The organism is Marinomonas phaeophyticola (assembly GCF_026966905.1).
In the GTDB taxonomy this organism is placed as follows: domain Bacteria; phylum Pseudomonadota; class Gammaproteobacteria; order Pseudomonadales; family Marinomonadaceae; genus Marinomonas; species Marinomonas phaeophyticola.
This window is the reverse complement of sequence record NZ_JAPUBN010000007.1, coordinates 43,583-67,179: the sequence shown is the minus strand read 5'-3', so window position 1 is coordinate 67,179 and position 23,597 is coordinate 43,583. Positions and strand designations below refer to the sequence as shown.

Here is a 23,597-nt window from a genome sequence, read left to right as displayed (position 1 = left end):
GAGGCATTATGAGTCAGTTTGCATGTAAAGAATTTTCAGCATTAGAAAAAGAGCTTAAAGATGATCTTTTAGAATGCTACGTTGAGGCACAAGAAGAGATAGAAAGTATCCTAAATCAAATTGAGGATGACGGTTTTTCTTTTGAGAAGCTGGATAATTTATTTCGCTCTTTACATAGCATGAAAGGCAATTGCTCAGTCTGTTTTCTAGATCCTTTGGTCGATGTATTGCATAAACTAGAAGAAATAGTAGATGGTATGCGCGGACGTTATATAGGATACGATTATCAACTAGGTTCTTTAACGAACATTATCCTTGAAGAAGTCTTTACTTTATTACAGCAATTATATAAAAGTCATGGTGCCGATCGAGATATCTTAGAATTAATGCAGTCAAATTTAGATGAACTGTATGCCATGGAAATTGACAGTGCCAGACCTGAAAAAGCGGCCCAGATTATAAAAAGCATAGTTAATTTTAAAGAGGGTGTGTTAGAAAAAGAAAAGAGCAGTCTTAGCCTATTGATAAAAGTCGAATTTACCGAATTGCAACAAGAAGACATTGATACGTTTAAGGGACTCTCTTCAAAACTGAATCGTTTACTTGGTTACTCTCCGGAACGCGGAGAACGGATATTGAAACTGTGTTTACTTATAAATGAAGAATTAAAGTATCCGGAAGACCCTGTTCAATTAAGTGCGGCAGCCTATATGCATGATATGGGAATGGCGGTTGTTTTAAAGTTTGAAGAAGGTAACCCAAATAGAGAAAAAGCGATTTCAAGTCATCCTATTGTCGGAGCTCAATTGCTTAGTAAGCATGAAGGGTGGGAGCAAGCCGTTGCGATTGTTATGGCCCATGAAGAAAAGTTCGATGGTAATGGGTTTCCTGAAGGTTTGGTTGGATCTCTGATTCCGACTGGTGCATTTGTTGTCTCCATGGCGGCCATGTTTATTGATGTTGTTTGGGGGAAGTCAGGTGATGAGTACAAAAAAAGTGCCATGCGGGCCATTCAAAAAGTAAATTTAGAAAGTGGAAAGCATTTCCCTCCCCACTTAATTGAAGCTTTTAATCGAGCGGTACGTAAATTGCTCGTTGCGAAAAATAAATAATCATGTAGTAAAACTGAGAATGCTGTTGACTGATTTTATCTCCTTAAAAAGCCCATGCTACCTTTAATTTACCACCCAAACTACAGTATACCTTTTCCCTCTGGCCATCGTTTTCCGATGAAGAAATTTGCCTTTTTAGCTGAGTATTTGAGAGAAATTGGTATTCTGACAAACGATAATTTGTTTACTCCTAGTCCTATGTCACTAGCGCTGTTGATGAAAGTTCATGATGCGGGTTATGTAAGACGTTTTGTTCGAGGGCAGCTTTCTCCAAAGGAAATTGGAGAAATAGGATTACCTTGGTCTGAGTGGTTAGTAGAGCGGACCTTAAGAGCGGTTTCAGGAACGGTGTTAACGGCGGAATTGGCATTAGAGTTTGGATTGGCTTGTCATTTGGCGGGTGGAACTCATCATGCTCACCCCGCTTATGGTTCAGGTTTTTGCATTTTTAATGATTTGGCTGTCGCCGCCTCTTCTTTGCTGGAGCAAGGTAAGGTGGAGCGCGTAATGATATTGGATTGTGACGTGCATCAAGGGGATGGTACAGCTAGTTTCTTTGCCAACAATAAACAAGTGATAACCGTATCTTGGCATTGTGAAGAAAACTATCCTCAAATTAAGCAGGCCGCGGGCATTAATATTGCTATTCCTAAAGGCGCGACAGATGCTCTTTACCTCTTCATTCTTAAGTCAAGGTTAGCAAATTTGCTAGAGCAATATAGGCCAGATTTTATCTTTTATGATGCGGGTGTCGATGTGCATCAAAACGATCGTTTAGGTTATGTTAACTTAACTGATGACGGTATTTTTCAACGGGATTTATATGTTTTAAAAACTTGTCGAGATCAATCTATTCCCGTTGCAGTGGTGATTGGGGGAGGTTATGACAGAGATGAAAGGGTTGTTGCTAAGCGACATAGTTTGGTTCACCAAGCCGCTAAGCAAATAGTAGGGATTCTTTAAGAGATTTTTTGTCCTGTAATACTGGTTAACGTCTCCAATTTAGTGGCCTTAGAAAGGGCAGGGAGAGACGAATTTCACCCAGGCTTGAGTAAAAGGGTGGTGGAACTCCAACCTGTAGGCATGCAGTAATAAACGATTATTTTCGGGTAAAATGTCTTTGTCGTAAAATTCATCGCCAATAATGGCATGACCAATACTCTGCATATGAACTCTTAGTTGATGGGATCGCCCCGTAATGGGGATGAGTTGCACCCTGATGCCGTTATTTTTTTTGCGAGAACTTTCCAGTGCGTCTCTGCGTTTTTTCCCCATTCTTTGCAGATCTGTTGTCTCGGTCTATTAGGCCAATCACAGCGAAGTGGTTTTCTAATTACACCCTGTTCCCCAAAGTAAGGTCCACGAACCACCGCCTGATATTCTTTTTCGACAATACGTTCACGAAAATGTTCGGATAATCGGCGATGGCATTCTAAGGTCTTGGCAACCAGAATCAGACCGGATGTTGCATAGTCTAATCGATGTACCGCATGGGCTTCTCCAAAATGCTGCTGAGCACGATAAATAATGGAATCCTGTTTGTTGGCGCCTCTACCAGGAACCGACAAAAAATTTTCAGGTTTATTTATCACGGCAAACCATTCGTCTTCATATAAGACCTGCAGCACTAATAACTCAGCTGCTGCAGGTCTGGTAATTAAACTTGATTCTTGTGCTAAGTTCATTATGGTTTGGTAGTCAAAATAACACGAATCGCATCCAGTCTAATGGTGTATTCGTCAAGTTGTTTTAGGCCTTCATTCATATTACTATAAAGCTGTTCTAGCTCTTCAGGCGATATGGCTTCGTTATGCTGTTGTAACTCCGTTAATCGATCAATTTCGCTCTGCCAATTGTGCTGATAATCCTGTTTAGCGGCTTGAATGATAGGACGTGCTTGATCCTGTGCATTCAATTGGTGGGTTTGCAGTACCTCTAAGAGATTCTTACGTAACGCGGCCACCCATTGTTCGGCAACACGGTTCGGTACCCCTTTTAGCTTTTCAGCCCACTTGTCGGCGGTAAATTGTTTATGAAGGAACTTACCATTAGAGTCAGACAGTTGCCACATTGGTGTAATGGGTAAGGACTGACTCAGTTTTAATCTAGGATGAGCACTTGCTTCGATAACAAACATACTTTCAATGAGAACCGTGCCTTCAGGCAGCGCACTGATTGGCAGTGTGGCAGAGGTTAATCGACCTGATTCAAAAGCTTGTACTTCATCCATTAACATAGCAATAAGTGGGTGTTCCCAAGTGGCAAATGCTACATCTTCTCTTTGGCTGGCTTGACGGCGGTCTAGAACAAGCATTTTACCTTCGTCATCGACACCAGGAAGCACTTCAATCATCATGTCGGTAGAGGGGCGGATAAACCAAGCGCTCTTATCTTCTGTATCATCCATGCATTCAGCATAAATATTAAAGGCATGGGTAACGTCTTCAATGTATTTGTGTAACCCTTTGGTTGCGCTTTCTTCGATGGTATTAATTAGTGCTCTTGCTTGCTCAGGGCGACAAGACGTCATTTCAAGCAGCCGGTTACGACCTTCTTCCATCCGTTTTAGTAACGCTTCATGATAGGTATGCGCTTCGTCTAATAGGGTTTCATCATCATCGTGACCAAGTAAATAGCTTTTTAATTGCTCAGCAAATGCATGATTGACTTGATCACCATTAGACGTGGTGCGGCAAAATGCATTTAGTCCCCTGTTATACCAATTAAAGAGCCTTTCTTGCATGCTGCCAATTAGGTAGGGTACATGCACATGCACATCATGGGTTTGCCCTAGACGGTCTAATCGACCAATACGCTGTTCAAGCAAATCTGGGTGTTCCGGCATGTCGTACATCACTAAATCATGGCTAAACTGGAAGTTTCGACCTTCACTGCCGATCTCTGAGCATATCAGAATTTGAGCACCTTCTGGGTCGGCAAAATACGCTGCAGCGCGATCCCTGTGTATTAATGGCATTTGTTCATGGAAGTTAGCACTTTGGAAGCCCGCAAAATTGAGCTGCTCGCTTAACCATTGGGCGACATCCGCCGTATGACAAATAACTAGAACCTTGTCTGCTTGGCATTCTAAAAATTCTTTTAACCATACCCAGCGTGGATCATAGGCCCAAAGGGAGGTATCAACATCTGCCTGTGGGTAGGGATAGTTTTTTGCGTTTGCGTACACATCTGTCATTTCCAGAGGGTAGCTAGTCAATTTACGTTTTGGGAATCCTCCGATGGCTGAGCGAGTGTTCCTGAATACTTCTCGGCCTGTACCATGTTGGTCGATTAACCAATCAATAGCATCTGCGGCGGCTTGAATTAGAGTATCACCCTTAATGTTGTTATTTAATTTTTCAAACCATTCTTTTGCTTGCACTTGAGGTAAGTAATGACCAAAGGTGCTAGGCCAATCAATAGCGGTTACCGTTTCTTTTCCTTGAGATAAAGGAAGCAACATTTCCGCTAAATTAGCGGCTTGCTGAAACTCATTTTTTTGCGTTTTATAACGCTCAAAATCATAATAATGATCTGGATCTAAAAGTTGTAAACGGGAGAAGTGCTCTTCTTCACCGGTTTGTTCTGGTGTTGCGCTTAATAATAATAATGACTCTGTTGTTTGAGCCAGCAAAGCGGCTGTTTGGTAGTCTTGGCTTGGAGTTTCGGGATGCCAGTTTAAGTGATGAGCCTCATCAATTACCACCATATCCCATTCCGCACTAAGCATATCTTGTAATGCTCGTGGGTGATTGGATGCCCATTCCAAAGGTGCTATTACCAGAGGCTGTTGTTCAAACGGATTGTCATCGTCTTCATAGAGTTCTTGATAAACGGATTCATTGATTAATGCAAAATGTTGATGGAAGCGACGGAGCATTTCCACTAGCCATTGGTGTTGTAAGTTTGTTGGCGTTAAAATGAGCGCGCGCTTACAAAGACCGTTTAACATTCTATGATGTAAAATCAAACCTGCTTCTAGGGTTTTACCTAAGCCAACCTCGTCGCACAATAAGGCTCTAGCCACTGGTCTATTAGCAATTTCGTGTGCTAAATAAATTTGGTGTGGTAGCAGCTCGGCTTTTAATCCCATTAACCCGCGTACTGGAGAAGAGGCTAAGCGTCCTTGATTTTCTAGGGTGTGGCGACGAAGATCAAACCACATGCGACGAGCCGGAGAAATGGATAAAATAGCATCCAGTTCGTTTTTGTCATTTCTTGGAAATTGGATAATACTTTCTTCTAACCAATCATCACCAATGAAGTATTCATATAATCCATCAATTTCACGAACGCCTTCTATTAGGAAAGGCTCGTCTTGGAAGTACAGTTCGTCGCCAACAGTTAATGTACGGCGGACTAAACTAGTTTGGCTCACAGAATAATGACGGTCTGTTTCCGCATCAGGGAAATGTAGAGTAAAAGACTTGCTTTTTAATTCAACAATAATACCGATACCGAGATCTGACTCGTTACGGCTACTCCATCTTTGTCCAGTTTGATACATAGTGATTAATAATCCAATCTAGTTATTTGTTGTCTAATTCAGGTTCAATAAAAATAATGCTGCCTTGACCAAGGTTCTCAAGGGCTGTTTTTTGTTCTTGCCACGAGTTTGGGATAACCCCTAACTCGATCGTGATATCTGTATCAAAGTGTTTTGCTTGTACCTCTATGTCGCTTTGTTCCAACCAATATTCCACTTTACCTAATAAAGAATAGGACACTTTTATCGATACTGCATGGCGTGGGTAGACTTCTTCAAATACGGTTTGACTGAGTGCTTGCTGAACCGCTTGACTATAAGCTCTCACTAAGCCGCCAGCGCCTAATTTAACGCCCCCAAAGTATCGAGTGACCACAACCGTCGTTTCACCGAAATTCGAATGCTGCAATACATTCAGCATCGGTTTGCCAGCGGTACCCTTTGGTTCTCCATCATCACTTTGATCCCATAAGTGCACATTGCTGGGAGCGCCAGCAGCGAACGCCCAACAATGATGATTTGCATCAGGGTATTGAGTACGAATGCTGTCAATAAATGCTTTGGCTTCCATTCGACCACAGGTTCTTTTTACACGAGTAATGAATTGACTATTTTTAATTACAAGGTCAAAGCGTTGTTCTTCTATTGGGCTTAGGTAGTAATCCATGTAAACTTATTATCTATTGTTTTCTATAAGTATTTTTAATACAGAAGGGTCGGTGATTACATGACAGATTGGCTTGTGCCTGCACTATGGAGCTTGTTGGGCTTAGGTTTAGGGGCCATTGTCGTCTCTTTTATTGCGTACTCTATTGTACAGTCAATCAAGCGACAGTGTCAGCTTGAAGCGGAAAAAAGCCAAAATTTGTTGAATAATCACAATCAATTATTACAACAGATGCGAGAGCAAATACATGTGATGGAAAAAGAAGCGATTACATTAGAGCAACAATTTGCGTCCGCTCAGCAAGTTTGGCAAGAAAAAGAAGTTTTCTACCAGGCGCAAAAACGCCAATCAGAGGTGGAGTTTAAGCAGTTAGCACAAGACATCATGAGTCAGCAAGGTCGCCATTTAGCCGCCGAGAATGAAAAACAGATATCTTCTTTATTGGAACCATTAGGTCAAAAAATTCACTCTTTTCAACAGCGGGTTGAGCAGAGTTATAGTGAAGAGGCTAAAGAACGCTTTTCTTTAATAAAAGAGATTAAAGGACTCCAACAGTTAAACCAAAAAATTAGCGATGATGCGATGAACCTAACCGATGCCTTGAAAGGACAAAATAAAATTCAAGGCGGTTGGGGGGAAGTCATTCTAGAGCGTATTTTAGAGCGTTCAGGTCTAGCAAAAGGCAGAGAATATAAAACACAGGTGTCACTTCAAACTACGGCGGGTAAGCGTTATCAACCCGATGTAATTATTTATTTGCCAGATGGGAAACAGGTAATAGTCGATTCAAAGATGGTGTTAGTCAGTTATCTTGCATACGTTGAGGCGGACACTGATGAGGAAAGAAAACGTTCACTAAAACAACATTTGGAAGCGGTAAGGCGTCATGTAAAAGAATTGAGTGCGAAGGAATACCATAATTTAGAAGGTGTCACTTCTTTGGATTTTGTTTTACTTTTTATACCAATCGAAGCGGCGTTTGGTCTGGCTTTACAGGCGGATAATGGATTGTTTAGTGAAGCCTTTGAACATAATATTATTATCGTCGGTCCCTCTAATTTGTTGGCGACATTAAGAACCATACAAAATATATGGCGCAATGAAAAGCAGAGTCAAAATGCCCTAGAGATCGCTAAGCAGGCGGGGGCCATGTATGATAAATTTGTTGGTTTTGTTACTGATATGGATGATATAGGCAATAAAATCCAGCAAGTAAACCGAAGTTACGATGGTGCAATGAAAAAACTGACTACGGGGAGAGGTAACCTCATTAACCGTGCAGAGCAATTAAAAATAATGGGCGCGAAAACCAATAAGCAACTAACGATACAGGACGAGCATGGAGAGGGTGCGGATGTACATTTGCCGTTAGGAGAGACAACCCTGCCTAAATAATCCTCAAGGTTGTTCGTTGTTTTAGAACTGCCAAAAAATACTTTTCTTATTGGAATAAGGCAATGTAGATAAATCTTGTTCTATGCCTGCGGTCAGTTTTTGTAAGTTAGTGCCTTCAGGTACGGTTAAAGCGTTCCCTATGAGATCAATTTCTAAGCCACTATTGAAATAGTGTAACCGAGTTTTTTCCAGATGCAGGTAAGCTGAGTGTCTGCGTAGTAAAAATCCAAGATCCGCCATGATTTGATCTCTTTCGTGAAATGCAGTGGTTTTCTTCTCGCCTTTATGTGTTACTCCTTCCGGATCAATATGTATTAAGACGTCTTCTACAATGGCATGTTTGGATTTTATGGTATGTATGACCTTATCGCTAATGTAGTGGCCTTCGCTGACACTGATATAAGCCGGCACATGGATATGCATATCTAAATGGATTTTCCCAGCCATTGAACGCGCTCGAATATCATGGGGTTTCATTACATTTTTTAAGCTGTTGGCTGTTTCGGTAATTTCTTCAATCACTTTTTTATCAGGCGCGGTATCAACTAATTCAGCAATATTCTCTAAAATCATTTCAATAGCAATTTTACCAATCAAGATAGCCACTAAAATAGAGGCTACTTTATCTGCCCAAGGCCAACCAATATAAACCCCACCTAAGCCAGCGAGAACCGCAATGGAGGAGAGCGCATCACTGCGGCTATGCCAAGCATTTGCAACTAGCATCTTACTGCCAATTGCTTCTCCTGCTTTTTTTGTATAGTGGAAAATGGATTCTTTGACGATAATAGTGGTGATTATGGCAGCTAAGCCATACCAGGTCACAGTCGGCGTGCTGTTATTGATCATAGTGTCTAGGGCGATACCTAGAGCGACGATGATAAGAACGAGACCAAGAAATACCGTCGTTAAGGTCTCGAATCGACGATGTCCATAGGGGTGTTTCTCATCAGGAGCGGCATGGGAGTTACTTGCTGCCATATAGACAAAGACATCCGTTACTAGATCGGACAGAGAATGAATACCGTCAGCAATCAGGGCTTGAGATTGCGATAAATAACCGGCAATAATTTTAGCTAACCCAAGAATAGCATCCCATCCCGCGCCTACTAACGTTACTTTTTTAGCAATTTCTTGTTCTTTAAGATTTTTTTCAATAGTTTTCATAGGAGAAAGTATAGTGCCAAATAATTCATAAAATAGGAGTAAGGCGATTTTGTACGATTGAGATCTATTCTTATGGACGATTGTATTATATAAGCTAGCATCGTTTCTCCCCAATGTTATCCACCTAATTTGTGGAAAACATTGGGGGCATACAGGCGTTATATACGGCACTCTACGCTAGGCTTATGACGATCATGTTAACGCCGTCTGTTCCTCTTGATTGATTTCAAACCACAGGCAGTAAGAGGCAAAAAATTCTCTAAGAGTTAATGTCATTAGTGCGAAATTTGCATCAAGATCAGCTAAACCTCCACCTTGTGAATCATTAAATGCTTGATCTTTGAGAGTGTCATCAAATTTTAGTTTACGTAGTGTTAAGTCTTCATGTAGAACAAAACTCAGCTTTTCTGTCCACTTTAGGCCTAAATTCATGACCATCATGCCTTGTTCTATGTGCCGAGTAACATCTTCAGATAAAGGATCCAATGCTTTGAAACGAATCTTTGCCTTTTCTTCTGAGCCATCTTGAATCTCACATTCATCACCTGTTTCTAGGCTGGCAGGTAAATCATTGTTTAATAACCACTCACTCATAATACTAGACGGTGATGCCAGTGCTTGCAAAGGCGTCATGGAAAAACTTCCAAGAGTTGTTTGTATCTGTTTAAAAAGCAGCTCGGTTAGGCTTGCATTGGTGCTATTTACAATTAAAATTTTTGCTTTAAGATCAAAATAACACCAGATGTCAGAACGTTTAGAAAACGCTTTTGGTCTTAGTGTAAAAACCAGCTCGTCTTTCAAGTCCGACTTTTCCTTACGACCTACCTTGCGACCTTCTAACAGCTCAATTTCGGATACTTTATTTTCTAATTCTTCGCGAACGACAGAAGAGGGCAGCACTTTTTCTTCTTTGCCTGCTCTTATCATCAAACAGTTATTTCCAATAAGAGACCATTGCTCACTTTTGCGGATAAGAGGTAGCCAGCCAAAGGAAAACTCTTCCTGGCTACCGCATTCTTTTAGAGGGAAGTCAGGTAATTTATCAACTAATTCATTGGTATCGAGTGCTTCTACATTTTTTAATTGGAATATTTGAATATTATTAAACCACATGATTAGCCCTTAAGTGCTTCTTTAAAGTGTTTACGACAAACAGATAAATATCTGTCATTGCCTCCGATCTCTACTTGTGCGCCTTCTCGTACAGGATTGCCTTCAGGATCGACCCTAATAACCATCGTTGCTTTACTTCCGCAGTGGCAAACGGTCTTTAGTTCGATGAGTTTATCTGACCAAGCTAATAAGGCCTGGCTGCCTTCGAATAGTTCGGCCTTAAAGTCTGTACGAATACCAAATGCGAGCACTGGAATATTCAGGTCATCAACGATGTCAGTTAAATCGTATACTTGTTCTTTTGTTAAAAACTGAGACTCATCAATGAGGATACAGTCAATGTTTTGAGTTGTAAGCGCATCTTTAACAATTTGAAGTAAATTCGTATGTTTATCAAATAGCCGAGCTTCAGCAGAAATACCAATTCTAGAGGAGATCTGTCCGACTTCATAGCGATTGTCTAAAGCCGCCGTCAAGAGTAAAGGCTTCATGCCTCTTTCTTGATAGTTATGCGCTGATTGTAATAAAACGGTGGATTTACCAGCGTTCATTGCGGAAAAATAAAAATATAGCTTTGCCATGGGTTTATTCTATAGTTAGTGGTAATTTAAATGATTATAACAAACAACAACGAATAAGAGGTTTATATGTGGGGAAAGGGTAAACAAATCCAGCAACTAGAAGAAAAGCTTGAGTTACTAGAATTAGACCGAACCGCCTTAAATCAGGAAATGACAGAACTGCTTTCTAAACATCAGAAAGCCCAGACAGAATTAGAATCATTGCGCTTATCGGCAAAACAAAAAAATACAGATGGCTTACTATTAGATAGCCTTGGTCTTTTATCTGGCGTGCGTGACTCTATTGAAGGCAGTATGCATGCGCTAAATAATGAAAGTAAGAAGCTGGTAGATTTTGAACAGACGGCAAATGAAAGTGCAGAAGCGATGAATGCACTACAAAAAGCCATCGACATTATTCAGAATGGCGCAGTAGAAAGTAATTCAAGCGTAAAAACGCTGAAAACATTAGCAAGTAATATTACTCAGTTCGTTGGTATTGTGAGTGGCATTTCAGAGCAGACCAATTTGCTGGCGCTGAATGCCGCAATAGAAGCGGCTCGGGCAGGTGAGCAAGGTCGAGGCTTTGCTGTTGTGGCAGACGAAGTCCGTTCACTTGCTCAAAAATCGGGAGATGCCAGTGCTGAGATAGCGCAATTAGTGGAAGCCATTGAGAAAAATACAGGGATCGCTGATGGTCACATCAATATGGTGGCAACAGGATGTTCTGATTTGGTTACCCTAACGGGTGAAACTGTGCGAAATGTGCAAGAAGTTATTAGCACGGCCTTAAGCACGCAGAAAGAATTGGATCATGAGGCGACAAATTGTTTTTTACATACGGTTAAAATGGATCATATGGTGTGGAAAGCAGAAATTCATCGTCTATTCTCTGTGGATAAAAAGCCGGATGTATCTTCTATATCGGACCATAATAACTGTCGTTTAGGTAAATGGTATCTTGCCGAGGGTAAAGAACAGTTTCAAAATAGCTCCGTCTTTAAGCAGCTTGATGAACCCCATGCTCAAGTTCATCAGAATGGCATTGATGCATTACTTGCAAAACAAGAAGGTGATCTTGATAGGGCTATCAAGCATCTAGCTGCGATGGAAGCCGCCAGTGTGCAGGTGATTAATTTATTGAGTCAGTTAGAAACCCATTAAGTCAGTGTGGTTTTGTAGTTAAGTAAAATGGTTTCTAAAAGTGCGTATTTTTGAAAGGATTTTATTCTTTGAGTACGCGCTTTTTTCGACTAGTTTTTCTTTTTGAGTAAGCCAGTGCAATTTGCATGGTTAACCATTCTGCTCGCTTGATATCTTGTTCTAAGCAGAGAGTATCGAGCTTTTCTATTGTTTCTTGATCTAATATGATTTCTAGACGTTTAAGTCCCAGTTTTTTTCTTTCGCCCTTTGTATTTGTTTATTTTTCTTTAGTTGTTCTTTCCTTGGTAAGGGTTGAGTGACGGGGCGGCCTCGAGTTTTGCCAAATAAATCGATAGTATTGCGGTCTGATGATGATTTTGCCATGTTTATGCTTAATAAAGGTGTTTAAAAAATGGAAATAGAAGAGTTTGAATCCATTATGATGACAGTAATGGTATCCGGGTTGTGTCTTTTTTTACTGTTTATTATGTTTGATTTAGCGCGCAGAGCCAATGCGGGCCGCCTCGGTACTTTTATAATTGTAGGTGGTCTAGGTTTGGGGATGATGGCGTTCGCACTTAAAGGGATTATCATAGAACTGTTAACTGGTTTCTCTGGGTAAATAGAAAAGCGGGACATTTGTGGCTGTTTGTCTAGGTAACTTATCTGTAATGAGAGACAAGTTACCTAGAAATCCTAACGATCTTTATTGATTCAATGAAATGAAGTCTAATAATATTTCACCGGCTTCATGTTCATAACTGTCTTCGTCTGTTGGAACAATGTCGTCAACCGATTCAATGAGCTCTAGCCCAAGTGCTTCGCGACGTTTATTTTCACGAGCAATTTCATCCTGTTCACCTTTCTTTTGTTGCTCAAGTCTGTCTTGTTCATTTAGAGAGATCGTCTTTATATTCTCCGTTCTTTCTTTGATGTAATCGATTTGTTCTATCACTGAAATGAAATTAGGGTCTTGTTTTATGCGTCTGTTGTGCTCTTTCGTTAACTTTGGTGTTATTGATGGAATATCCCAATAAACAGGGTAGCGCGTTTCGTGGATTTGATCCCAAGGTAAAGGGTTGTCTAAAGCGCTTTCCCCCACCGTATCTTCATCAAGTAACGAAGGGAAGGTAATATCAGGGACGACGCCCTTGTGTTGCGTGCTTTCCCCAGATACTCGGTAGAACTTAGCTTGAGTGATTTTCAATTGGCCTTTATCAAGCGCTTGTAGAACTTGCACCGTACCTTTGCCGAATGTTTGCCCTCCAAGGATGATACTGCGCCCATAATCCTGTAACGCTCCGGCAACGATTTCTGAGGCAGAGGCGCTCATGCGATTTACCAAGATAGCCATTGGACCACTATAGGTTACACTGCGATCTTGATCTCCTAAAATACTGACTCTTCCGCTGGCATCCCGGATTTGAACAGTTGGCCCTGAGGGGATAAATAATCCTGCAAGAGCGTTGGCTTCTTGTAAAGAGCCTCCACCGTTGCCTCGTAAATCGAGAATTAACCCTGAAATGTCTTCTTTTCTCAGTTCTTCAATCAACCTTTTCGTGTCGCGAGTGGAGCTTTTGTAGTTTTGGTCTCCCGCTTGAATGGCGGCAAAGTCAGAATAAAAAGTAGGTAGTTTTATAACACCTATTTTATAGTTTTCACCGTTTCGCTCAATCTCCACAATATGTTTTTGTGCAGATTGGTCTTCTAGTTTTACCTTTTTACGAATAATAGAAATGATTTTGCTAGTCTGCCCATTACCTTTAGACGGGATAATTTCAAGGTTCACCGCGGTATCTCTTTCTCCTCGAATCATATCAACGACATCATCTAATCTCATACCAACAACATCAATCATCTCCTCGCCGTCTTGACCGACGGCAATAATTTTGTCATTCGGTGCAAGGTCACTTTGAGAGGCCGCCGGGCCACCAGGAACCAATCGAACAACTTTGGTTGCTTCATCTTCCTGTTGTAAAACGGCGCCAATCCCTTCAAGAGACAGACTCATATTGATATTGAAGGTTTCCGATGCTCGCGGCGCAAAATAACTTGTATGAGGATCCAAGCTGGCGGTTATTGAGTTAGCAAAAATTTGAAAAATATCTATTTCGTCGGTTTGTTCAATTTGCTTCAGTTGATTTTTATAGCGCCTTGTTAAGGATTCAATTATTTTTTCCTCAGTTTGGTCATTCATTTTCAGAATTAAGGCTCTATTCTTGATTCGTTTACGCCATATCTCATCCAGTTCTGCTTGCGTATCTGACCAGTTTAATTGATCTGGGTCGATATTAAGCACTTCGTCTTTGGTGTAATCAAATCCTTTAATCATAGCGGGTAAGTCTGCTATTAGTTTATTTAGTCTGGTTTCCAAATGCTCTAGAAATACATTGTAAATAGTGTAGGCGACTTCGGTGTCTCCAGACCTTAACGCGTCATCAAAAGTAAGCTTATACTTGGAGAAAGAATCTATATCACTTTGTAGAAAGAAGCTTTTACTTGGGTCTAAATAATCTAAATAATGATTGAAAGCCATTGAGGATATTTCATCATTGATGACGGTTTTGTTATAGTGAACTCGTTCTAGTATTTCAACGAGTTGTTGAGATACTTCTTTATTTTCGTCTAATGGCTTAAGCTTGTTGTAAGCAAACGTATGGGAGGCAGAAAGCGTTGCCCCCATTAAAAGGCATATAAATAAGTGTTTATAATTCATCTGGATTCGGTTCTCTTAAATAATTATCCATATTCATTTTGAAATCATATTAGACATGATGCAATATGACCAGTTAATCCGTTAAAAAGTCTTTTTTAGATTCAGGCATTTCAAAAAATTATGAAAAATCAAGCTTTTAATCAGTCTCTATTATCATTTTTGCACAATTCACCGACGCCTTTTCATGCTGTAGATAGTATGAAAGCTACCTTGCTCGATAAGGGGTTTAAAGAGTTAAAAGAAAAAGACCATTGGGTGATTGAAGAAGGTGGTCAGTATTTTGTAACGCGCAATGCATCGTCGATTATTGCTTTCACTACTCCCACGCTAAATTTTCATAGTTCCGGTTGGCGAATGATTGGTGGCCATACAGATAGTCCATGTTTGAAGTTAAAACCCAATGCTCATGTAGTACGTTCTGGCTATCATCAGTTGGGTGTTGAAATATATGGTGGTGTGCTTTTACACACATGGCTTGATCGCGATCTTTCTTTGGCAGGACGTATCACATTAAAGTTAGATTCAGGGGAGCGTATAAGTCGTTTAATCGATTTTAAAGACCCCATTGCTGTTGTTCCTAATTTGGCTATCCATTTGAATCGAAGTGCAAATGACGGCTTTTCAGTGAATCCACAGGAAGAAATGTTGCCAATCTTAGGTCTAGCTAAATCAGAACTTGAGCTGCAATCGGTTTTGATGAAACAAGTTCGTAAACAGCATCCAACATTAGGAGGGGCTGAGATCTTAGATTTTGAATTGTCTCTTTATGACACTCAAGCCCCTTCGCTTGTGGGTTTACATAAGGAGTTTATTTGCTCTGCTCGATTAGACAATCTGTTAAGCTGCTTTGTTGGCTTAGACGCTTTATTAGCGGCTAAAGAAAGTCATCAACCTGCATTATTGATTTGTACGGATCATGAAGAAGTGGGCAGTTTATCGACCAGTGGAGCCAACGGTCCTTTCTTGGAGGATGTATTACAGCGATTATCTCCAAATCCTGAGCACTTTGTTCAAGCCATTAATCGCTCTATGCTGATATCAGCAGATAATTCTCATGGATTACACCCGAATTATTCGGCTAAGCACGATAAATTACACGCGCCCATGATTAACTCTGGTGCAGTTATTAAAGTAAACAGTAATCAACGCTACGCGACAAACAGTGAAACAGCTGGTATCTATCGTGATCTAGCTAAGCAGGAAGGGTATGAAGTGCAAACGTTTGTGGTTCGTTCTGATATGGCGTGTGGTAGTACGGTAGGTCCTATTATGGCCGGTGGAATTGGTGTTCCAACTATTGATATAGGATTGCCCACATTTGGAATGCATTCAATTCGAGAGTTAGCAGGTAGCGAAGATGCTTATGGTCTCTCTAAAGTGTTGGCTCGTTTTATCAATACACCAGTGCTAATGTCTTCAGAAGAAGAGTAAGGCGCTTTGCTATATTCGGTTCGCTTTTAAGGTGTTAAATAAAGCCTTTTTCTCTTGGTCTAATAAAAAGCCTCATCATATCTTTATGGTGAGGCTTTTTATTATAGCTTAGTAGTTACTTCAACCAAGCTCCTAACTTACGAATTTCATCTTCAGATAAATTACCTGTAAGTTCTAATAGATTTAACTTTTGAACGACAAAACCATAGCGAAGCTGCTGATAAGTATTCTGAGCGTCATAAAGGTTTGATTGCGCTGTTAATAACTCAACAAGATTACGAATCCCTGCGTCATAGCCTGCTTGAGTCGCTTCTAAGGCACTTGTTCTTGATTTTACCAGTTGCGATTGTGCTTCTATTTGAGCCACGGACGTTTCAAGGTCAAGATATAGGCTGCGTAAGTTAAGTTCTAGCGTTTGTATTGCTGCAGCGCGGTTTTCTCTAACGGCTTCAGCGGTTGAAGACGCTTTCCTAACAGACGCATTTATCGCACCACCCTTGTAGAGTGGAACACTGACTCCGATACCAATAGAGGCATCAGTTGAATTACCATCAGAGCTTTTATTTGGGGATGAATCCGCATCAGATTGACTTAATGCACCGGTAAGAACGACGGTAGGTGATCGACCATTGGATTTTTCAATTTGAATATTCTTTTCAGCTGCTTGAACGGCCAAATCAAGCGTTTTAATGTCCGTGTTTTGTACTTTTGCCTGTTTAATTAATTGCTCAACAGTTAAGTCATTATCAAGTTGGATTTTATAGCCCTTTGATAGTTCAGGGATTGAAGTAATCTGTTTACCGGTTCTTTGAAATAAAGCTTGTTGAGCTTTTAAAACGCTTGAATAAGCGGATAAAGAGTTTACTTTTACGGCATCATAGGCGGCTTGAGCATCTTGCAAGTCGGTGATTGAGACTAAGCCCACATCAAATTGTTTTTTAACTCTATCCAGTTGACTGGCGTTACTTAATACTTGAGCTTCTGTATTTTTCAGCGTTGCTTGTGCTGTTAGTAAGTCAAAATACTCGGTCAATGAAATTAGAGCTAAATTTTCCTTGGCGTTTTCATAATTAATGGCCGCGCTATCGAAATTGATTTCAACAGCATCAACCGCATAACCTAACGCAGGGGAATAAATGGGGTAGTTCATATTTAGTGATAGGGCATTCGATAGGGTAGAACCATCGTATGATCTGCTGTCACTATTTGTATATCCAAGGTTTCCATTAAAGGTAATGCTTGGGTATAAATTGCCTTTTGTAATGGTGACTTCTTCTTTTTGAGCGTCGTAAGTGGCTGCCGCTGCTCGTAAGCTTGGATCGTGTTCTTGCGCCAGCTTGTACACTTCAAATAATGATTCAGCGTATAGGTTACTAATACTGGCCGCCGCAATAAACGTCGCTAGAATATGTTTTTTCATGAATATGTTATGCCTTTAAGTATGAAAAATAATAATATTACCTTAGAAGATATCATTGCACAGCTATCTTATTGGTATATCTTACATGAATGGCAGCCATATTGACTAAATGTCTGCCATTCGTTGTTTATAGGAATGCCCTATTATTGTGTCAATGTTACGGTGTAGCGTAGTGTTTTTGTTTGTTTCGGAGGTAAGCTTCCGATGAAGCGTCGTGAATGGATTCCATTTGGTTCTGACATGGCGCCAGAGGTATTAGTTATAATGCCATTCATGTTGTGAGAGATGTTATAGTTTTGCTTTTGAACTGATAGGTTTTTTATCTCTAGCTCCCATGTTTGAGAAAGAGGTAGGCTTCTACCGGAGGCATTAACTAAGGTTAATTTTCCTTCTAGGTCATGGCTTTGATTAGGTGTTAGCTCTAGTATTTGATCTAACCGGGTTTGCTCTAAAAAAATATTGTTACTTGGCAAGTATAAATCTTGTTGCTGCCAATAAGTTTGGTAATTCCCTGGCAGGGTTTCTTTGTCTAATTTCACTTCATAGGCCTGTTGGAAACCTAATGTCTGTTCCCCTAAAAATTGAGGGTGGGTTGAGACGGTTGATTTAATGGTCCGTTTTAAAATCTTCAGTTTTTGTTGTTGAATCGGTATCAAATATTCGGTTAATGGTTCAATGTCTAGCTTTCTGTTATTCAAAGGAATGATAATTTCATCGTTCGCATAATTGACGGATGGTGATGCCATGTCAGCGACCGCGAATGCTCTTTCACTTTTGAATCTGACATTAGACGAGGGTGTTTGCGATAAATGCAAAATGGGGTCTTGTAGGGTTAAATTTTTGTTTGATAAATTTGATATTAGTGCATTCTCGATGAGCTTAACGAAATCTTCTTGGAAAAGAATGCTGAGTTTTGGTTGCCAAGACAATGAAGGCGTCTGATAGGTGATATTGCCGGTATAGGTATTTTTTTCCGTGTGGTTCAATTGGGATGGGCTATTACTTGGTATTAAGTAAAAGTCGGATATTGGCAACAATACTGACTTTTTATTGATTATTAAGGCAAATGTAGCCTGAGTGACTTGAGTTAATTGTCCCTGAAAGCTTAAGTCTCTCGATTTATGTTCGACTTTCACTTCTTGATTTAAGTGTTTTATCCATTGGGTTAAATGGTTATCTAAGGCCGTTGATATCCCAGTAAACATGCTATCAAGAGGGAGTAGGCTGCCACTGGTAATGGGTAGCTGTGGTTCGGCACTTTGTAAGTTTTGTTCTACAATTTGGCTAGAACCAAGGCCTATGACCGCATTAATATTCGCTTCAGTAGAATATCCGTAGTTAGATGCCAGTAAAGAAAATGAGATTGCAGCTGCATACGAGTATTGATTAATATGGGTCATTTTTAATCCTTCTAAATTAATGAGCAGGTAAAGAGTAACAAATTTCATGTTACTCTTTTATATTATTAAGGTTATCACTCATTATGGAAAAATAAATAAGGTAATTTGTGCAAAAAAAATACTTCTTATCGATGGGCTGAATCTTATTAGGCGTCTTTATGCTGCACTAGAAAGTGAACAGGACATAAAGAGGCGTATTGAGCGTACTCAAAGTGCTTCAATCGATGCACTTGCTAGACTTACAAAGCAATTTTTACCTAGTCACGCCATTGTCGTCTTTGACTCAAGTGGAAAAACATGGCGCCATGAAGTGTTTCCTGAATATAAACTTGGCAGAGTCCCTATGGATGATGTACTGCTGGATGCCTTGCCTAAATTTGCCGAATTGTTTCGCTTTAATGGGATTGTTTCTATACGGTTAACGGGTCTAGAAGCAGATGACATTATTGCCACTCTTGCTGTCAAGGCGGCGGAGAACAGCATTAAGTCTTACATTATATCAACGGATAAAGGTTTTTCTCAGCTCTTATCAGATGAAAATATTCTACAATACGACTGTTTTTCGAAAATAGGCTATGACCGTATTTGGGCGGAAGAAAAGTATGGGGTTTTATGTGATCAGCTAGGGGACTATTGGGCTTTAGTTGGAGACACAACCAATCGTATTCCTGGGGTGATGGGGATTGGCCCTAAAACGGCTTTAGCCATTATGCAAAAAGCCACAAACATCGAATCAATTTATAATGACCTTTCTCGTTTTACCGACAAACAGCAACAAAAACTGTCTGGTCATTATGAGCAATGCTTATTAAGTCGCCGGCTCGTAACGTTAAAAACCGATATTGAAGTTGGAGTGCGACTATCTCAACTTGTGTATCCATGTGTAGGACGAGAATAGAAAAGAAATCATGCGTTGGCGTACTTTTCTATTGTAAACAAGATTATAATGCTTCCAAATTTGAAACAGGATAAAAGAGAGAACTCATGTCTGAAGTAAGAACTCGCATAGCGCCTTCACCAACAGGTGATCCTCATGTTGGAACCGCCTATATAGCACTGTTTAATATGGCTTTTGCTCAAAAGATGGGCGGTAAGTTCATTCTTCGTATCGAAGATACGGATCAAACTCGTAGTACGCCAGAATCAGAAAAAATGATTTTGGATGCGATGCGCTGGTTAGGTTTAGATTGGGCTGAAGGTCCTGATGTTGGAGGCCCTTATGGTCCTTATCGTCAAAGTGAGCGCGGTGATATTTATGCTGACTATGCAAAAGAGTTAGTTGAAAAAGGTCATGCTTTTTATGCATTCGAAACGTCTGAAGAATTAGATCTGATGCGTGAGGAACAAAAAGCACAAGGGCAACAGCAAAAGTACGATGGTAGAGCCTTGTTGTTGAGCGAAGATGAAATACAAGCGAAACTTGACGCAGGAACGCCTTATGTAATTAGGATGAAAATTCCTGAAGAAGGGACTTGTGTTGTAGAGGATATGCTGCGAGGACAGATTGAGATCGAATGGTCTCAGGTAGATATGCAAGTGCTGCTAAAAGCAGATGGCATGCCTACTTACCATCTTGCGAATGTGGTTGACGATCATTTAATGAAGATTACTCACGTTATTCGTGGAGAAGAATGGATTAATTCTGCACCTAAGCACATTCTTCTTTATCAATATTTTGATTGGGAAATGCCAACACTGTGTCATATGCCTTTGTTACGTAACCCAGACAAATCAAAATTATCGAAGCGTAAAAATCCGACCAGTATTCTGTATTATCAGCGTATGGGCTATTTACCTGAAGCAGTAATCAATTATCTAGGTCGTATGGGTTGGTCTATGCCAGATGAGAGAGAGAAGTTTACTCTTGATGAAATGGTTGAGAATTTTGATATACAGCGTGTATCTTTAGGTGGTCCTGTTTTTGATGTAGAAAAACTGAGCTGGCTAAATGGTACTTGGATTCGTGAAAATTTAACGCACGATCAATTTGCGTCTAAGTTTGTTGATTGGGCGTTAAATCCTGAATACTTGATGCAAATTTTGCCTTTGATCATTCCTCGTGTCGAAAAGTTTTCAGATGTTGCCGATGTGGCTGGTTTCTTCTTAAAAGGTCTGCTACCAGTGACTAAAGAAGACTTTTCTAGTATGAAGATGGAGGAAGAAACTCTACGTAAAGCAATGCAGTTCTCTCTATGGAAGCTTGAAGCATTACGTACATGGGAAAAAGATGAAATATTCTCAGCCCTAAAAGAGTTAGCTCAAGCGTTAGAGGTTAAGCCAAAAGATTTCTTTGCTCCTTTGTTTGTTGCTATTTCTGGTTCTACGGCATCGGTATCTGTTTTTGACTCTATGGCTATACTTGGCCCTGATTTATCAAGGGCTCGACTAAGAACGGCCGTCAATGCATTAGGTGGACCTTCTAAGAAGGAAGCAAAACGCTGGGAAAAAGAGTTTTCGAACCTATAAAAAGCGCGACTTTTAAAATGCCCTAAAAAAAGCCAGTATTCAAAATACTGGCTTTTTTAGGTCTGTTTATATTAAATACATATTCTATGTGTTTAATTGGTTGTAAACACACGAGTTTTCTTATCTAGATCGGTTACTAGATCGTGAATGTGATTTGTATTGCCGGCAATGCTATTGATAGATTCAGTATCACCTTGTAATTGCTGTGCAATGCTATCCATTTCTTGGCTCATGCTAACCGCAGTCTTAGACACTTCTTGGATAGACCTCGCCATGTCGACAGAAGAGATAGAGCTCGTTTGAGCGTTCTCTTCTATGTCTTTCATGGCGGTTTCTGCTTTTGCACCGTATTCTTCAATGGCTTTTAAGCTCTCTTGACCGCTTTCCATGGTTTCAATTGCGTTTTTGGTTGAGCCTTGAATTGTACTTACGATTTCAGTGATTTTAGATGTAGCATCAACCGTTTTTTCGGCTAATGAGCGCACTTCATCTGCAACGACAGAGAAACCTCGACCCGCTTCACCAGCTCTTGCCGCTTCGATAGCCGCGTTTAGAGCTAAGAGATTAGTTTGGTTTGCAAGGTCGTTGATCATGCCAATAACATTATCGATGTCTTTAGATAGTTGGCCTAGTTCATTCAATTGAATGCCGGTTTTAGTCACTACTTCGACGGTCTTGCCAAGGTTTGATAGGGCACCTTTAATCGTTTCTGCCCCAGTTTTAGCAGACTCATACGTTTCTTGCGACTGTCTACTTAAATCATCAGTTGTTGATGATATGCTAGAAATAGTCATTGAAATTTCATCTGTTGCAGCAGCCAGAGAGTTGGTTTGCAAGCTAACGGATTTATTACTTTCGGCAATGCTATTTACTGAAGTGTTTAGGTTGCTCACCATGGTGTTTACTTCTTTTGTAGTAGAAATAACATCACTTACTACCGATCCCAGGCCTGTTGTCATTTCATTAACAGAGCCACACAAAGCGTCAAATTCATCATTGCGTTTAGCATTGACAGAAAGGCGAGCGGTTAAATCCCCTCCTTTAACTTTCGCCAAATCTTTGATGATTTGATTCAGGGTGTTATTAACGCTTTTACCAATACCAGCCATCATTATCGCGGCAATAAGAGCAACAATAATGCTGACGCTAATCAATGTGAAGCTGGCTTGATTCGACATGGATTTTGCTGTGTTTTGGGCTTCAGTTACGACTTTTTTAATGTAATTCCCCGTTTCTAAACGTGAAGCGGAAAATAGCGTGCGCTGGGTGTTAAATTCTGCTGTTGAACTTTTGACCTTTTTCTCTTGAGATGAGAAAGCTTGAACAGCATCATAGTACTGGTTAATTACCTCTCCAAACCTTTCTTCTAAACCAAAGTTTTGTACACGTTTAAAGAATTTATCGTATTTAGTTTGAAAAGTTTCTGAGTTTTCGTCATTAGGATCAAACAGGTAGTTTTTTTCAGCTTCTCGAACGGGTAAAAACTCTTGTTTAATCAAACTTAGAAATGACACCTGTTCGAATACCGTAGCCCCTAAGGTTTCTATTGATCCCATCAATCCTGAATTGATATCAAAACCAATAATATGACGTTGCTGAACAAGATCAATTAAGGCAATAGAGTATTGATCTAACTGGTTTTTAGTATTGCGAAGTAAATCTTTACCCGTCTTGGTTTCAAGGGTTTTTATGTCATTATCAAGAGTACTGGCAAAGTTTTGCGTGTTGGTTTCCAGGTCATTAATGAATTCTTGGTAATTACTGTTATCGACGGACTTAAGCGTTTCATATTTTTCCATCATCATAATCGCAAGACTGTCTAGATTCTTTTCAACCGCAGTTAGACTTTGTAGTTTTACGGCAGAGCTCTCCTGAGAATTCAATCCATTTAACGCTACGATGGTCACAATCACAAATCCAACTATCGCAGAAGCAAGAAGGGCGATTAGTTTTGACCTGAAACTAAGGTTTGACAGCATGATACATCCTTTAATTATTTTCATTATTGTACAAATATAGTTGATGTGTAAGGGAAATACTAATACAAAATTAAATTATCAATTACTTTATTTGTTAAAAATCATATTAAGGGCGCACTTTTTTATTTAAAGAAGTGTAAATATTTGAAATAAAATAGTAATCAATTGTAAACTCCCTATAAGTAGGCTTTTTTTCTATATGTGATAAGCAGAAAGTTCTATTTTCATCAATGTATTCCCTATTAAAACCGCTTCACCTTTGTAACGAGCCTCTCCGGTTGACGTAAACTCAAATTGGTATTCTCTAAGCACTTTCAGTTGGCCCGTAGACCAAGTTACTTTCCATTTATGTAATGCGACTGATTGATCCAGAAGTTGCACTTCATGTTTTTTACAGTGGGCTTTTACATGTGAGAAAGCCAGCTCTCTAATTGAGTTAGAGTTCCACCAGAAATAGGCTATTGACCCCAAAATAACAAAAATTACAATATCAATTAATTCTATGTGCATTTTTTTCTCGAATGTTAAGTGGTGTTTGGGAA

General features: G+C 40.0%; 21 protein-coding genes and 1 pseudogene. 9 read left to right on the top strand and 13 right to left on the bottom strand.

What is annotated here, in order from left to right; translation table 11 throughout:
• Positions 1–8: 8 nt before the first annotated feature.
• Together O1D97_RS02480 and O1D97_RS02475 are read left to right on the top strand one after the other, a co-directional pair.
• A complete protein-coding gene (locus tag O1D97_RS02480; protein ID WP_269122530.1) occupies positions 9–1,112 on the top strand; it encodes an HD-GYP domain-containing protein in 1,104 nt (367 codons plus the stop codon).
• 117 nt (positions 1,113–1,229) lie between these two features.
• On the top strand, positions 1,230–2,075 hold the full coding sequence (locus O1D97_RS02475; RefSeq protein ID WP_269122528.1) for a histone deacetylase family protein: 846 nt from the start codon (positions 1,230–1,232) through the stop codon (positions 2,073–2,075).
• A 48-nt stretch (positions 2,076–2,123) separates the two neighbouring features.
• On the opposite strand, the gene O1D97_RS19535 is transcribed toward O1D97_RS02475, so the two are convergent.
• The 4 genes from O1D97_RS19535 to O1D97_RS02460 are packed head-to-tail and all read right to left on the bottom strand — an operon-like array spanning position 2,124 to position 6,265.
• Positions 2,124–2,279: an RluA family pseudouridine synthase gene (locus O1D97_RS19535; RefSeq protein ID WP_330221428.1), complete on the bottom strand. Its 156-nt coding sequence runs from the start codon at positions 2,277–2,279 to the stop codon at positions 2,124–2,126.
• Between the two features lie 8 nt (positions 2,280–2,287).
• The gene (locus tag O1D97_RS02470; RefSeq protein WP_330221427.1) at positions 2,288–2,797 is read right to left on the bottom strand and encodes a pseudouridine synthase; all 510 of its coding nucleotides are present in this window, start codon (positions 2,795–2,797) and stop codon (positions 2,288–2,290) included.
• Entirely contained in the window at positions 2,797–5,619 is a 2,823-nt protein-coding gene (rapA, locus tag O1D97_RS02465) for an RNA polymerase-associated protein RapA (RefSeq protein WP_269122527.1), read from the bottom strand. Before rapA ends, O1D97_RS02470 begins: the two co-directional genes overlap by 1 nt.
• Positions 5,620–5,641: 22 nt before the next feature.
• Positions 5,642–6,265, bottom strand: coding sequence for a YigZ family protein (locus O1D97_RS02460; protein ID WP_269122525.1), 624 nt, complete (start codon positions 6,263–6,265; stop codon positions 5,642–5,644).
• A gap of 60 nt (positions 6,266–6,325) precedes the next feature.
• Here O1D97_RS02460 and O1D97_RS02455 point away from each other — a divergent pair, with 60 nt between their 5' ends.
• Complete coding sequence (locus O1D97_RS02455) at positions 6,326–7,660, top strand: DNA recombination protein RmuC (RefSeq protein WP_269122523.1); 1,335 nt, start codon at positions 6,326–6,328, stop codon at positions 7,658–7,660.
• 21 nt (positions 7,661–7,681) lie between these two features.
• On the opposite strand, the gene O1D97_RS02450 is transcribed toward O1D97_RS02455, so the two are convergent.
• From O1D97_RS02450 to O1D97_RS02440, 3 genes are all read right to left on the bottom strand, one after another.
• The gene (locus O1D97_RS02450) at positions 7,682–8,827 is read right to left on the bottom strand and encodes a cation diffusion facilitator family transporter (protein WP_269122521.1); all 1,146 of its coding nucleotides are present in this window, start codon (positions 8,825–8,827) and stop codon (positions 7,682–7,684) included.
• A 192-nt stretch (positions 8,828–9,019) separates the two neighbouring features.
• Positions 9,020–9,940 (bottom strand): recombination-associated protein RdgC, encoded by a 921-nt coding sequence (locus O1D97_RS02445; protein ID WP_269122520.1) that lies wholly within the window; start codon positions 9,938–9,940, stop codon positions 9,020–9,022.
• Positions 9,941–9,942: 2 nt separating this feature from the next.
• On the bottom strand, positions 9,943–10,521 hold the full coding sequence (locus O1D97_RS02440; protein ID WP_269122517.1) for a thymidine kinase: 579 nt from the start codon (positions 10,519–10,521) through the stop codon (positions 9,943–9,945).
• A gap of 66 nt (positions 10,522–10,587) precedes the next feature.
• On the opposite strand from O1D97_RS02440, the pseudogene O1D97_RS19760 reads away from it, so the two are divergent.
• Together O1D97_RS19760 and O1D97_RS19755 are read left to right on the top strand one after the other, a co-directional pair.
• Positions 10,588–11,247: pseudogene (locus O1D97_RS19760) on the top strand (methyl-accepting chemotaxis protein); the annotation flags it as partial.
• A gap of 102 nt (positions 11,248–11,349) precedes the next feature.
• The gene (locus O1D97_RS19755; protein WP_428981082.1) at positions 11,350–11,664 is read left to right on the top strand and encodes a CZB domain-containing protein; all 315 of its coding nucleotides are present in this window, start codon (positions 11,350–11,352) and stop codon (positions 11,662–11,664) included.
• A 210-nt stretch (positions 11,665–11,874) separates the two neighbouring features.
• Here O1D97_RS19755 and O1D97_RS02430 read toward each other — a convergent pair whose 3' ends face one another.
• Positions 11,875–12,027 (bottom strand): hypothetical protein, encoded by a 153-nt coding sequence (locus tag O1D97_RS02430; RefSeq protein WP_269122514.1) that lies wholly within the window; start codon positions 12,025–12,027, stop codon positions 11,875–11,877.
• 28 nt (positions 12,028–12,055) lie between these two features.
• Here O1D97_RS02430 and O1D97_RS02425 point away from each other — a divergent pair, with 28 nt between their 5' ends.
• Positions 12,056–12,265, top strand: a complete 210-nt coding sequence (locus O1D97_RS02425) for a DUF2788 domain-containing protein (RefSeq protein ID WP_269122512.1) — start codon at positions 12,056–12,058, stop codon at positions 12,263–12,265.
• An 84-nt stretch (positions 12,266–12,349) separates the two neighbouring features.
• Here O1D97_RS02425 and O1D97_RS02420 read toward each other — a convergent pair whose 3' ends face one another.
• Positions 12,350–14,359 (bottom strand): carboxy terminal-processing peptidase, encoded by a 2,010-nt coding sequence (locus O1D97_RS02420; protein WP_269122510.1) that lies wholly within the window; start codon positions 14,357–14,359, stop codon positions 12,350–12,352.
• A gap of 120 nt (positions 14,360–14,479) precedes the next feature.
• Here O1D97_RS02420 and O1D97_RS02415 point away from each other — a divergent pair, with 120 nt between their 5' ends.
• A complete protein-coding gene (locus O1D97_RS02415) occupies positions 14,480–15,790 on the top strand; it encodes a M18 family aminopeptidase (RefSeq protein ID WP_269122508.1) in 1,311 nt (436 codons plus the stop codon).
• Between the two features lie 115 nt (positions 15,791–15,905).
• Here O1D97_RS02415 and O1D97_RS02410 read toward each other — a convergent pair whose 3' ends face one another.
• Positions 15,906–17,210 carry a TolC family outer membrane protein gene (locus O1D97_RS02410; protein ID WP_269122506.1) on the bottom strand — a complete coding sequence of 435 codons (1,305 nt, stop codon included), beginning with the start codon at positions 17,208–17,210 and terminating at the stop codon, positions 15,906–15,908.
• A gap of 143 nt (positions 17,211–17,353) precedes the next feature.
• Positions 17,354–18,658, bottom strand: coding sequence for a hypothetical protein (locus tag O1D97_RS02405; protein ID WP_269122504.1), 1,305 nt, complete (start codon positions 18,656–18,658; stop codon positions 17,354–17,356).
• On the opposite strand from O1D97_RS02405, the gene xni reads away from it, so the two are divergent.
• Positions 18,657–19,508: a flap endonuclease Xni gene (gene xni, locus O1D97_RS02400; RefSeq protein ID WP_269122502.1), complete on the top strand. Its 852-nt coding sequence runs from the start codon at positions 18,657–18,659 to the stop codon at positions 19,506–19,508. The genes O1D97_RS02405 and xni overlap by 2 nt on opposite strands.
• Positions 19,509–19,594: 86 nt before the next feature.
• Positions 19,595–21,076, top strand: coding sequence for a glutamate--tRNA ligase (gltX, locus tag O1D97_RS02395; RefSeq protein ID WP_269122500.1), 1,482 nt, complete (start codon positions 19,595–19,597; stop codon positions 21,074–21,076).
• A gap of 92 nt (positions 21,077–21,168) precedes the next feature.
• On the opposite strand, the gene O1D97_RS02390 is transcribed toward gltX, so the two are convergent.
• Both O1D97_RS02390 and O1D97_RS02385 read right to left on the bottom strand, forming a co-directional pair.
• The gene (locus O1D97_RS02390; RefSeq protein ID WP_269122498.1) at positions 21,169–23,055 is read right to left on the bottom strand and encodes a methyl-accepting chemotaxis protein; all 1,887 of its coding nucleotides are present in this window, start codon (positions 23,053–23,055) and stop codon (positions 21,169–21,171) included.
• A gap of 195 nt (positions 23,056–23,250) precedes the next feature.
• On the bottom strand, positions 23,251–23,565 hold the full coding sequence (locus O1D97_RS02385) for a DUF3301 domain-containing protein (protein ID WP_269122496.1): 315 nt from the start codon (positions 23,563–23,565) through the stop codon (positions 23,251–23,253).
• Positions 23,566–23,597: the final 32 nt, after the last annotated feature.

Excerpts from the sequence above, each read along its gene's own strand:
- O1D97_RS02480 (WP_269122530.1), top strand. The coding sequence starts at position 9 with ATGAGTCAGTTTGCATGTAAAGAATTTTCAGCATTAGAAAAAGAGCTT.
- O1D97_RS02475 (WP_269122528.1), top strand. The coding sequence starts at position 1,230 with ATGAAGAAATTTGCCTTTTTAGCTGAGTATTTGAGAGAAATTGGTATT.
- O1D97_RS19535 (WP_330221428.1), bottom strand. The coding sequence starts at position 2,279 with ATGCAGAGTATTGGTCATGCCATTATTGGCGATGAATTTTACGACAAA.
- O1D97_RS02470 (WP_330221427.1), bottom strand. The coding sequence starts at position 2,797 with ATGAACTTAGCACAAGAATCAAGTTTAATTACCAGACCTGCAGCAGCT.
- rapA (WP_269122527.1), bottom strand. The coding sequence starts at position 5,619 with ATGTATCAAACTGGACAAAGATGGAGTAGCCGTAACGAGTCAGATCTC.
- O1D97_RS02460 (WP_269122525.1), bottom strand. The coding sequence starts at position 6,265 with ATGGATTACTACCTAAGCCCAATAGAAGAACAACGCTTTGACCTTGTA.
- O1D97_RS02455 (WP_269122523.1), top strand. The coding sequence starts at position 6,326 with ATGACAGATTGGCTTGTGCCTGCACTATGGAGCTTGTTGGGCTTAGGT.
- O1D97_RS02450 (WP_269122521.1), bottom strand. The coding sequence starts at position 8,827 with ATGAAAACTATTGAAAAAAATCTTAAAGAACAAGAAATTGCTAAAAAA.
- O1D97_RS02445 (WP_269122520.1), bottom strand. The coding sequence starts at position 9,940 with ATGTGGTTTAATAATATTCAAATATTCCAATTAAAAAATGTAGAAGCA.
- O1D97_RS02440 (WP_269122517.1), bottom strand. The coding sequence starts at position 10,521 with ATGGCAAAGCTATATTTTTATTTTTCCGCAATGAACGCTGGTAAATCC.
- O1D97_RS19755 (WP_428981082.1), top strand. The coding sequence starts at position 11,350 with ATGGATCATATGGTGTGGAAAGCAGAAATTCATCGTCTATTCTCTGTG.
- O1D97_RS02430 (WP_269122514.1), bottom strand. The coding sequence starts at position 12,027 with ATGGCAAAATCATCATCAGACCGCAATACTATCGATTTATTTGGCAAA.
- O1D97_RS02425 (WP_269122512.1), top strand. The coding sequence starts at position 12,056 with ATGGAAATAGAAGAGTTTGAATCCATTATGATGACAGTAATGGTATCC.
- O1D97_RS02420 (WP_269122510.1), bottom strand. The coding sequence starts at position 14,359 with ATGAATTATAAACACTTATTTATATGCCTTTTAATGGGGGCAACGCTT.
- O1D97_RS02415 (WP_269122508.1), top strand. The coding sequence starts at position 14,480 with ATGAAAAATCAAGCTTTTAATCAGTCTCTATTATCATTTTTGCACAAT.
- O1D97_RS02410 (WP_269122506.1), bottom strand. The coding sequence starts at position 17,210 with ATGAAAAAACATATTCTAGCGACGTTTATTGCGGCGGCCAGTATTAGT.
- xni (WP_269122502.1), top strand. The coding sequence starts at position 18,657 with ATGTTACTCTTTTATATTATTAAGGTTATCACTCATTATGGAAAAATA.
- O1D97_RS02405 (WP_269122504.1), bottom strand. The coding sequence starts at position 18,658 with ATGAAATTTGTTACTCTTTACCTGCTCATTAATTTAGAAGGATTAAAA.
- gltX (WP_269122500.1), top strand. The coding sequence starts at position 19,595 with ATGTCTGAAGTAAGAACTCGCATAGCGCCTTCACCAACAGGTGATCCT.
- O1D97_RS02390 (WP_269122498.1), bottom strand. The coding sequence starts at position 23,055 with ATGCTGTCAAACCTTAGTTTCAGGTCAAAACTAATCGCCCTTCTTGCT.
- O1D97_RS02385 (WP_269122496.1), bottom strand. The coding sequence starts at position 23,565 with ATGCACATAGAATTAATTGATATTGTAATTTTTGTTATTTTGGGGTCA.